This is a genomic window from Bradyrhizobium sp. UFLA05-89, from assembly GCF_059803475.1.
In genome coordinates this window covers 275,845-285,681 of the sequence record NZ_JBANBA010000001.1, presented here as the reverse complement: position 1 = coordinate 285,681, position 9,837 = coordinate 275,845, and the positions used below count along the sequence as shown (strand labels likewise).

The window sequence follows — 9,837 nt, the reverse complement described above, 5'->3', positions numbered from 1 at the left end:
GCTTTTCGGACAGCGGATCGATCGGGTCATAGCGATAGCCGGTGTGATCGGTGATCCAGCCGCGCTCGCCGCAATTCGTCATCGCTACCGACATCTGATAGCCGCCGGGCGTCGTCATCTGCCGAAACGACGACTGCGCCGTGATCGCGCGGACGGCGGTAATCAGCGCGTGCTCGATCGGCTTCGCAAATCCACGCAGCAGCACGGCTCCGTCCGCGATGTCTTCGCGCGGTGGCTGCGCCTCGGCGAGGCTGTCAAACAAATCCGCCGTCAACGGCTGCGCTCACTTCGCATCATGAAAGATCACCCCCAGCGTATGGCGTTGTCCGGACCGGATCCGGCTGACGCCGTGGCGCAGATTAACCCGATAGGTGCCGCGTGTCCCATGCACCGGGCGATGATGCACGGCGAAAGCCACCGCATCGCCCTGTGCGAGAGGCACGACCTCGGCGCGCGACTGCATGCGCGGGCGCTGCTCGGTCAGCACGAACTCGCCGCCAGTGAAATCGCGCCCGGGCTCCGAAAGCAGGATCGCGACCTGGATCGGGAAGACGTGCTCGCCATAGAGATCCTGGTGCAGGCAGTTGAAGTCGCCGGCCTCGTATTGCAGCAGCAGCGGCGTCGGCCTGCTCTGCCCCGCCTCGTGGCAACGCTTCAGGAACGCCGCATGCGCCGCGGGATAACGGATGTCGATCCCCATCGCCTCGTTCCAACGATTGGCCACGCCATGCAGATGTGCGTAGAGCGCCGGGCGCAATTGCGCGATCAGATCGGGGAGCGGATAGGAGAAATACTTGTACTCGCCCCGGCCAAAGCCATGACGGCCCATGACGATGCGGCTGCGGAAGTGTGCGTCGTCGGGATAGAGCGCGGCTACGCTGCGGCATTCGTCGGGCGTGAGCAGGCTCTTCAGAACTGCGCAACCCTGCGCGTCGAGCTCGCCCTCGATGTGCGCCCAGTCGAGTTCGTCGACCCTGGCGGCACGAGCTGCGGAGGAGAATTGGGCTGGTTTTCGTGCGATCGCTGTCATGGCATTCATCCTCGCACCCCCGGCGCCCACGCCGCCACCCGATTTCCGACCGCCTCCCCGTCATTGCGAGCGAAGCGAAGCAATCCAGAATCTTCCCGCGGAACCGCCTGGATTGCTTCGTCGCCTCAGCGCAAAATTGCTTCGCAATTTTGTCGCGAGCTCCTCGCAATGACGGTGGAGACGCATCAGCCCAGCACCGGCAGCGTAATCACATCATAGGCGTGCTTGATCGTCCGCTTCAGCACCGGATCCTCCAGCTCGAACTCGAAGCGGTCGGCGGGGCGGATGCCGCCCTTGGCCGCGAAGGTGCCGCCGAACATCGCGCAACCATCGGGCAGCTTCTTATCGTCGAACCCGCGCGCGATCAGCTCATCGACCGGCAGCATCGCCTCCAGCGTGCCTTCCTGATAGAGCACGCGCTCGCCCTCGATCCAGGCGTAGGAGCGCAGGATCATCTTGTCCCAGTGGTCGATCACATCCTCGAGTTCCCACAGCACGGGCGCGACGACCTTGTCACACATCTGCTTCGAGACGGTCACACTGTAGGCCTCGACCTTGCGGTCGGTATGATCAGAGCCGCAGCCGACGAAGATGCGGCCCTGCCAGCCGATCAACACGAATTCGACCTCGCCAGAGGACTCGCCGCCGCAACATTCGATGCAGTCTTCCATCGTCAGCCGCCGCGCCGAGACGCGGTAGTAGATCGGCGTCGATGCCGGCCGCGCGATGCCGACGGCCTCAAGCTCGGCAATGTGCTTGTCGCGCGCGACGGGATCGCGGCCGGTCCAGCCGGCGATGACGGCCTGGTCGATCGCAAGCGTCAGCGGCGTTGTCGTGTCCTGGGCGTCGACGGTGAAGGTCAGGTCAAACACGGATCACGGCCTCCATGCCGGCAGCAAGCTCGAAAATGCGATGGTCCGATCCACCAGCGCCTGCCAGCATCAGGCCGACGGGAACCTCGCCCTCGCGATGGGCCGGCAGCGAGATAGCGCAGCCATCGATCATGTTGATGAGCGTGCAGTTGCGCAAGGCACGCAGGTTAGCCGTGGTGAACGCCTTGTCGTCGGCAAGATCGGCGATCTTCGGCGGCGTGTTGGCGGTGGTCGGCAGCACCAGCGCGTCATAGGGCGCGATCCGTGCATTGACCCGCGCGATCAGCGAGCGGCGCTCGTTGAGAAGATCGATGTAGTCGGCCGCAGTCTGCGCCTCGCCGCGCATGATCCGAACCGCGACGCGGGGATCATAGACGTCACCCTTGGCCGTGATGAGGTAGCGATGCCATGCGAAGCTTTCGGCGGCCGCAAAGCCGCCCTTGGCGTTCATCGGGCCGATGTCGTGGAATTCCGACATCTCGATGCGCTCGATGGCGGCGCCGTGACTGGCGAGCGCTTCCAGCGCCCGCTCGAAGGTCTGCGCCACGGCCGTATCGAGGTCGTCGAGTGCAATGGTGGTCGGCACCGCAAGCCGCATGCCCTTCACCGGGCGCGGCTTCAGCGGAACGATCGGCTCGTCCGCCAGCACGGCGTCGAGTACCGCACAGCAACTGACCGTTCGCGCCAGTGGGCCGATGCTGTCGAGCGAGAATGACAGTGGCACTGAGCCATCGAGCGGCACGCGACGTTGCGTCGGCTTGTAGCCGACGATGCCGTTATAGGCCGCCGGAATGCGGCAGGAGCCACCGGTGTCGGTACCGAGCGCAGCATGCGCCATACCGTCCAGCACGGACACCGCCGCGCCGGAGGACGAGCCGCCAGGCACGTGGCCCTCGGCCCGGTTCCAGGCGCCCTTCGGCGTGCCAAAATGCGGATTGATGCCGATGCCGGAATAGGCGAACTCGGTCATGTTGGTCCGCCCCATCACCACGAAGCCGGCACGGCGCAGCCGCGCCACCGCCGCCGCGTCGTGCTCCGCCGGATCGGAATCGTCGAGCGCCCGCGAGCCCGCGCGCGTCGTCTGCCCCTTGATGTCGAAGAGGTCCTTGATCGAGATCGGGATACCAGCATAGCGCGACGGCGCCGCGTTGGCCTTGCGCAATCCATCCATCGCATCAGCCGAGGCGAGCGCCGCAACCTTGTCGACATGGATGAAGGTGCGTTGGCCTTCGCCGGCCGGATCGGCGATCCTGGCGAGGCATTCCTCAACCAGCTTTCGGGAGGTTGTGCGGCCACTCTCGAGGTCTTCGGCAAGCTTCGCCAGTGTCGGAAAAAAGTTGGGCATGTCTGTCTCACGGAATATTGGCACGCGCAATCTATCGCGCTGGCTCAGTTCGACACAAGCATTGCGCGCGAGACGGTATAGTTACCATGCGCGCACGTCGCTGGACCGTTGACTGCCAATAGTCAATTGTCGCATCAAGATCGAAACGGGCGGGCGTGACGCCTGCGTCTTGGGAGGACATACTTGGGAGGACCTGCCGCAATGGCCGAACCGCAGCGCGCGCGACCGAAGCCGACGCCGGAAACGCAGCATTTCTGGGACGGCACGAAAGCGGGCGAGCTGCGCCTGCAACGCTGCGTCGCCTGCGCGCATGTCTATTTCCCTCCGCGTCCGTTCTGCCCGTCCTGCGCTTCCCGCAAGGTCAGCATCTTCAAGGCGAGCGGCAAGGGTTTTCTCTACAGCTATGTGATCAACCACCGCCCCGCCGCGCCGGGCTTCACTCCACCGTACGCGATCGCTGTGGTCGAGCTTGCGGAGGGGCCTCGGATGATGAGCAACATCATCGACTGTCCGCAGACGCCGGAAGCACTCGCGCTCGACATGAAGCTCGAGGTCGTCTTTCAGAAGCTCGATGATGCCATCACCCTCCCCGTGTTCCGTCCGGCGAAGGGATAGGCCATGCGCAGGAACCAGGTTGCCGTCGTGGGCGCAGCCGAGACCACCGAGCTCGGCGTCATCCCAACCATGTCGCAGCTCCAACTTCATGCGGATGCGGCGCTCAATGCCATCGCGGACGCCGGACTGGAGCTGTCCGACATCGACGGCTTTGCCACCGCCGTCGAGACGCCGCAGCAGGTCTGCCATTATCTCGGCATCAAGCCGACCTGGGTCGACGGTACGTCGGTCGGCGGATGCTCGTTCATGCTCCACGTTCGCCATGCCGCCGCAGCCATCGAAGCCGGCCTGTGCAAGACCGTGCTGATCACCCATGCCGAGAGCGGCAAGTCGATGATCGGCAAGCAGCCGCGCTTTACCGCGCCGGACAGCCTCAACGGCCAGTTCGAGGCACCCTTCGGCGTCTACGGCCCGCCCAGCATGTTCCCGATTCCCGTGCTGCGCTTCATGAAGACCTACGGCATCACCCATGAGCAGCTTGCGATGGTGGCGGTGGTGCAGCGGGAATGGGCGGCGAAGAACCCGCGCGCGATGATGAAGGAGCCGATCACGGTCGCCGACGTGCTCAACTCGCGCATGATCGCCTACCCGTTCCGGCTGCTGCAGTGCTGTCTCGTCACCGACGGCGGCGGCGCGCTGATCCTGACCTCGGCCGACCGCGCCAGGGATTTTCCGCACAAGCCGGTCTACATCATGGGCACCGGCGAGAGCGTGGAGACGCCGATGGTCAGTCAGATGGAGACGTTCAACTCCTCGCGTGCCTTCAAGGTCGCGGGTCCGCTCGCCTTCAAGGAAGCCGGCATCGCGCACAAGGACGTCGATCATCTCATGATCTATGACGCGTTCGCGCATCTGCCGCTGTTCGGTCTCGGCGATCTCGGCTTCATGCCCTATGAGGAGACAGGCAGTTTCATTGCCGACGGCAACACGCGGCCCGGCGGCAAGCTGCCGCTCAATACCAATGGTGGCGGCCTCTCCTACATGCATTCGGGCATGTACGGCATGTACGCGCTCCAAGAGAGCGTGCGCCAGATGCGCGGCATCGCGCCGGCGCAGGTACCGAGCGCGAAGATTTCGGTGTGCCACGGCGTCGGCGGCATGTTCGCCGCGAGCGGCACGATCGTGTTCACGAACGAGAGGTGACAGCCCGTCATTCCGGGGCATGCGTGGCATGAACCCGGAATCTCGAGATTCTCAGGTGCGCAATTACGCACCATAGTTCGCGCTTCGCGCCCCGGAATGACGGCGGAGATTGGAACAGATAGCGGAGAACTCACATGACAAATTCACTGCAGGACAAGGTCGTCGTCGTCACCGGCGCGGGCCGCGGCATCGGACGAGAGATCGCGCTGCTGTGCGCAGCCGAGGGCGCCAAAGTCGTCGTCAACGATCCCGGCGGAGCGTCGGATGGCTCGGGCTCCAGCGCAGCACCGGCGGAAGAGGTCGTGGAGGAGATCAAGAAGCGTGGCGGCACGGCGGTGGCCAATTTCGAGAGCGTCGCCGAAGCCATTCCCGCCAGCAAGATCGTCAAGAGCGCGACCGATCGTTTCGGCCGGCTCGACGGCGTCGTCAACAACGCCGGAATTCTGCGCGACATGATCTTCCACCGCATGAGCGTGGAAGCCTTCGAGGCCGTCATCAAGGTGCACCTGATGGGCTCGTTCTATGTCAGCCACGCCGCCGCACGGCTGTTCCGCGAGCAGGAGAGCGGCTCCTTCGTGCACTTCACCTCGACCTCCGGCCTGATCGGCAATTTCGGCCAGGCCAACTACGCAGCGGCCAAGCTCGGCATCGTCGGCCTGTCGAAGTCGATCGCGCTCGACATGAACCGTTTCAACGTGCGCTCGAACTGCGTCTCGCCGTTCGCCTGGAGCCGCATGATCGGCACCATCCCGACCGAGACCGACGCTGAGAAGGCGCGCGTGGCGAAGATCCAGAAGATGGGCCCGGAACTGATCGCGCCGGTCGTCGCCTATCTCCTCAGCGACGCCGCCAAGGACGTCACCGGTCAGATCTTTGCCGTCCGCATGAACGAGATATTCCTGATGAGCCAGTCACGCCCGATCCGCTCCGTGCAGAGCAGCGATGGCTGGACACCGCAGTCGATCGCCGAGCACGCGATGCCGGCGCTGAAGGGTTCGTTCTACAAGCTCGATCGCTCGGCCGACATCTTCACCTGGGATCCGGTGTGACGGTCACCGCTTAGCGCCCATCGCCTCCACACGTCATGGCCGGGCTTGCCCCGGCCATCCACGTGCAGACACGACTGCGCAGAGACGTGGATGCCCGGGTCAAGCCCGGGCATGACGACTGAATGTGTTGCGCTAACCCGTATTCCGCAAGCCCGCCGAGATGCCGTTGATGGTGAGCTGAATGCCGCGCAGGACCTGCTCGTCCGGATTCTGCGCGCGGTGCTCTTTCAATAGCTCGACCTGCACGTGGTTGAGCGGGTCGAGATAAGGGAAGCGGTGACGCACCGAACGCTCCAGCAGCGGGTTGCCTTGCAGCAGCCGGTCCTGCCCCATGATATCGAGCAGCGTCTCAATGCATGAATGCCATTCGCGGCGGATGCGGCCAAAAATTTTCTCGCGCAAGGCTTCGTCCGGCACGAGCTCCGCATAGCGCGAGGCGATCGCGATCGAGCTTTTTGCAAGCACCATGTCCATGTTCGACAGCAGCATGCGGAAGAACGGCCATTCCTTGTAGAGTTCTTTGAGGAACGGCATGCCCTTGTCGGGATGCTCCGCGATCCAGGTCTCGACCGCGCTGCCAAAACCGTACCAGCCGGGCAGCATCAGGCGGCACTGCGCCCAGGAGAACACCCAGGGGATCGCCCGCAGATCCTCGATCGCGCGGGTCTTCTTGCGCGAAGCCGGGCGGCTGCCGATGTTGAGCGTCGCGATCTCGTTGATCACGGTCGACGACCAGAAATAGTCGACGAACCCATCGGTCTCGTAGACGAGGCCGCGATAGGCCTTGAAGGCGAGGCTCGAGAGTTCGTCCATCGCGGTCAGATATTCGCGCCGCGGCGCGCTCTGGCGCGGATGCAAGAGACTCGCCTCCAGCGTCGCGGCGGCGAGGATCTCCAGATTGTTGCGACCGACTTCGGCGTTGGAATATTTCGACGAGATGATCTCGCCCTGCTCGGTGATGCGGATCTGGCCGTTCACCGCGCCGCCCGGCTGAGCGATGATCGCGTCATAGCTCGGCCCGCCACCACGGCCGACCGAGCCGCCACGGCCGTGGAACAGGCGCAGGCGCACGCCGTGGCGCTCGAACACTTCGACGAGATTGATCTCCGCCTTGTAGAGCTCCCAGCCCGAGGTGACGAAGCCGCCGTCCTTGTTGCTGTCGGAATAGCCGAGCATCACCTCCTGCACGCTGCCCCGGCTGTCGACGAGCCTGCGGTAATCGTGCAGCGCCAGCATGCGGTCCATGATGCCGGATGAGGCCTGCAGGTCCTCGATGGTCTCGAACAGGGGCACGACGTTGATGGCGCTGCGCCCCGACGGATTGACGAGACCGACCCCCTTGAGCAGCACGGCCACTTCGAGCATGTCCGACATGCCCTTGCACATCGAGATGATGCATTGGGGAATGGCGTCCGAGCCGAACTTCGCATGCGCCTCCGCGGCAGCATGGAATACGTTGAGCTCGCCCATCGTCTCGTCACTGTACTTGATGAATTGCGAGACCAGCGAGCGCGTGCTGCGCAATTCGTTGGTGAGCAGCGCAATGCGCGCCTCCTCGCCGAGCGCGAGATAGGACATGCCGGGATTTGCCGCATCGATCAGCTCGGCGATGGTGCGCTCATGCACCGCCGAGTTCTGGCGGATGTCGAGTCGCGCCAGATGGAAGCCGAAGCAGTCCACGGCGCGGCGCAATAGCCGGAGCCGGCCGCGGGCGATGACGCGGGCGTTGTTGGAGATCAGCGAGCGATGCAGCACGTCGAGATCGGCCTGCAGTTCCCTGACGCTCTCGTACGGCGCGCCCTTGCCGACCGGGCGGCGCGTGATCTCGACCTGGAGCTTTTCGGCCGTCGCGGTCAGACGGGCATAGATGCCAGAGACCGCGAGGCGATAGGGTTCGCCGCTCCGGTGCGGCGAGGTGTCGGGCGAGCGCTCGGCGAGCGCGCGCAGCTCCTCGGAAATATCGGCAAGATGCGCCGCGATCGACAATTCCGAGCCGAGCACGTGCAGCTCGTTGAGATAGAACTGCATCACCCGGCTCGATTGCAGCCGTAGCGTGCCCCGCATGACGTCGGCGGTGACAAAGGGATTGCCGTCACGATCGCCGCCAATCCAGCTTCCCATGCGCAGGAACGAGGCGAGCTCGGCTGCCGCCTGCTCGCCGCCCTCTTCCAGCCGATCCTCCAGCGCGTTGATGAGGCGCGGAACCTCGCGAAGGAAGGTGTAATCGTAGAACGACAGGCCGTTGGCGACCTCGTCGAGCACGGTGAGCTTGGTCCGGCGGAGCAGATTGGTCTGCCACAGCGTCAGCACCTCGCGCCGCAACTGCTCGTCGCTGGCCGCGGCCTCGTCCGCCGTCATGGCAAGGCGCTCGCGGCTGTCCAGCAGCGCCGCGATCTCCATCTCGCGGTCCATGGTGCTCTTGCGGCGGACCTCGGTCGGATGCGCCGTCAGCACCGGACTGACGAGGGCCTCCTTGAAGAAGCCGCGCAACGCGTCGGCGCTCACGCCCGCGCTCTTCGCATGCGCCAGCGTCTCCGCCAGCACGCCCGATCCGCCGCGTGATCCGGTTTCCTTGGCGGCGCTCCGGGCGCGCATCTGGCGGATGTTGTTCTGGTCCTCGGCGATGTTGGCGAGGTGGGAGAAATAGCTGAAGGCGCGGACGATGCGCAAAGTATCGGGGATCGACATGCTGTCGAGGATCTGCTCGAGCTCGCGGCGAGCGAGCCGGTCCTCGTCGCGGTGGAACCGGATCGAGGTCTGGCGGATCCGCTCGACCAGGTCGAACACGTCGGCGCCCTCCTGGTCACGCACCGTGTCGCCCAGGATGCGCCCGAGCAGGCGAATATCGTCCCGCAGCCGGACATCGGCCTCCAGCGCCTGGGCCTCCTCGGCGCGGTTGGAACGATCGATCGCTGTGTCAGATGGTACGGTCTGGAGGGACATGGCTAAATTCCCTTCGAAGTCCCTTGGCTGCCCGGCTCGGCGAGTGTGCAAGTTTTTTGCCGCGGTGCAAGATAAACTTGGGGGCGGCGCACACTGGAGGGCGAAGGGCAACGTCGTTCAGACGACTGCCCTAACGGCGCGCGCGATTTCATTTTCCTCGAAATCAACCCCATGCAAAGTAGGGCTTGCCCGACGCATCGAACCAGAAACACAAGATGTTGTAGATGGGATGGTTGGGGCTAGGCCGGCACGATCACCTTGCCGATCGGCCAGAGCGCGATGCCCGCGAGCTTCAGGTGAGCCCAGGCGAAGGGAATGCCGATGATGGTGATCGCCAGGATCACGGCGGTAATGACGTGGCCGAGCGCCAGCCACCAGCCGGCGAGCAGGAACCAGACGATATTACCGAGCACGCCGAGCGGGCCAGTGCCGATATCGCTCTCTCCGGTGACCTCGTCGCGCCGCACCGCTTTTGAGCCGAACGGCAGGAGCGTGTAGACGGCGATGTTGAACGCCGCCCTCGCCCAGGGCAGGCCGATGATGGTGATGGCCATGATGATGGAAGCCACCAGCCAGCCGAACGCCATCCAGGCACCGCCGATGAGAATCCAGAGCAAGTTGAGCAGGATCGAAACCGGAGCCATGAGATAATCCGCCGTCAATGACCCCGCTTGTATAAGCTCGAAAGCTGTTGCTGCGAAGACAGCTCCGAAATTCGCTCCAGGCAATGCCGGGAATTGGCCTTCGCGTTGGTTAAGAGCTTGTAGCCCGCATGAAGCGAAGCGGAATGCGGGTCGGTACCGTCAAAGTCCCGGATGTCGCTTCGCTTATCCGATTTAT

The 9,837-nt window shown here is 64.3% G+C and carries 9 protein-coding genes; 3 read left to right on the top strand and 6 right to left on the bottom strand.

What is annotated here, in order from left to right:
* The 4 genes from SO139_RS01260 to SO139_RS01245 form a co-directional block, all read right to left on the bottom strand.
* The coding region (locus SO139_RS01260) for an alpha-ketoglutarate-dependent dioxygenase AlkB (RefSeq protein ID WP_498539569.1) at positions 1–274 on the bottom strand (274 nt) is incomplete at its 3' end.
* A 9-nt stretch (positions 275–283) separates the two neighbouring features.
* Positions 284–1,030 carry a 2OG-Fe(II) oxygenase gene (locus SO139_RS01255; protein ID WP_449379603.1) on the bottom strand — a complete coding sequence of 249 codons (747 nt, stop codon included), beginning with the start codon at positions 1,028–1,030 and terminating at the stop codon, positions 284–286.
* 185 nt (positions 1,031–1,215) lie between these two features.
* Positions 1,216–1,902 (bottom strand): DUF2848 domain-containing protein, encoded by a 687-nt coding sequence (locus SO139_RS01250; protein ID WP_449379604.1) that lies wholly within the window; start codon positions 1,900–1,902, stop codon positions 1,216–1,218.
* The gene (locus SO139_RS01245) at positions 1,895–3,247 is read right to left on the bottom strand and encodes an amidase (protein WP_449379605.1); all 1,353 of its coding nucleotides are present in this window, start codon (positions 3,245–3,247) and stop codon (positions 1,895–1,897) included. Before SO139_RS01245 ends, SO139_RS01250 begins: the two co-directional genes overlap by 8 nt.
* Positions 3,248–3,448: 201 nt before the next feature.
* On the opposite strand from SO139_RS01245, the gene SO139_RS01240 reads away from it, so the two are divergent.
* The 3 genes from SO139_RS01240 (at position 3,449) to SO139_RS01230 (ending at position 6,054) form a co-directional block, all read left to right on the top strand.
* Positions 3,449–3,862, top strand: a complete 414-nt coding sequence (locus SO139_RS01240; RefSeq protein ID WP_449379606.1) for a Zn-ribbon domain-containing OB-fold protein — start codon at positions 3,449–3,451, stop codon at positions 3,860–3,862.
* Between the two features lie 3 nt (positions 3,863–3,865).
* Positions 3,866–5,005: a thiolase C-terminal domain-containing protein gene (locus SO139_RS01235; RefSeq protein WP_498539568.1), complete on the top strand. Its 1,140-nt coding sequence runs from the start codon at positions 3,866–3,868 to the stop codon at positions 5,003–5,005.
* Between the two features lie 134 nt (positions 5,006–5,139).
* Complete coding sequence (locus SO139_RS01230; protein WP_449379608.1) at positions 5,140–6,054, top strand: SDR family NAD(P)-dependent oxidoreductase; 915 nt, start codon at positions 5,140–5,142, stop codon at positions 6,052–6,054.
* Between the two features lie 132 nt (positions 6,055–6,186).
* On the opposite strand, the gene ppc is transcribed toward SO139_RS01230, so the two are convergent.
* Positions 6,187–8,997: a phosphoenolpyruvate carboxylase gene (gene ppc, locus SO139_RS01225; RefSeq protein WP_498539567.1), complete on the bottom strand. Its 2,811-nt coding sequence runs from the start codon at positions 8,995–8,997 to the stop codon at positions 6,187–6,189.
* Positions 8,998–9,236: 239 nt separating this feature from the next.
* The gene (locus SO139_RS01220) at positions 9,237–9,641 is read right to left on the bottom strand and encodes a YccF domain-containing protein (protein WP_449379610.1); all 405 of its coding nucleotides are present in this window, start codon (positions 9,639–9,641) and stop codon (positions 9,237–9,239) included.
* Between the last annotated feature and the right edge of the window lie 196 nt (positions 9,642–9,837).

Excerpts from the sequence above, each read along its gene's own strand:
- SO139_RS01255 (WP_449379603.1), bottom strand. The coding sequence starts at position 1,030 with ATGACAGCGATCGCACGAAAACCAGCCCAATTCTCCTCCGCAGCTCGT.
- SO139_RS01245 (WP_449379605.1), bottom strand. The coding sequence starts at position 3,247 with ATGCCCAACTTTTTTCCGACACTGGCGAAGCTTGCCGAAGACCTCGAG.
- SO139_RS01240 (WP_449379606.1), top strand. The coding sequence starts at position 3,449 with ATGGCCGAACCGCAGCGCGCGCGACCGAAGCCGACGCCGGAAACGCAG.
- SO139_RS01235 (WP_498539568.1), top strand. The coding sequence starts at position 3,866 with ATGCGCAGGAACCAGGTTGCCGTCGTGGGCGCAGCCGAGACCACCGAG.
- SO139_RS01230 (WP_449379608.1), top strand. The coding sequence starts at position 5,140 with ATGACAAATTCACTGCAGGACAAGGTCGTCGTCGTCACCGGCGCGGGC.
- ppc (WP_498539567.1), bottom strand. The coding sequence starts at position 8,997 with ATGTCCCTCCAGACCGTACCATCTGACACAGCGATCGATCGTTCCAAC.
- SO139_RS01220 (WP_449379610.1), bottom strand. The coding sequence starts at position 9,641 with ATGGCTCCGGTTTCGATCCTGCTCAACTTGCTCTGGATTCTCATCGGC.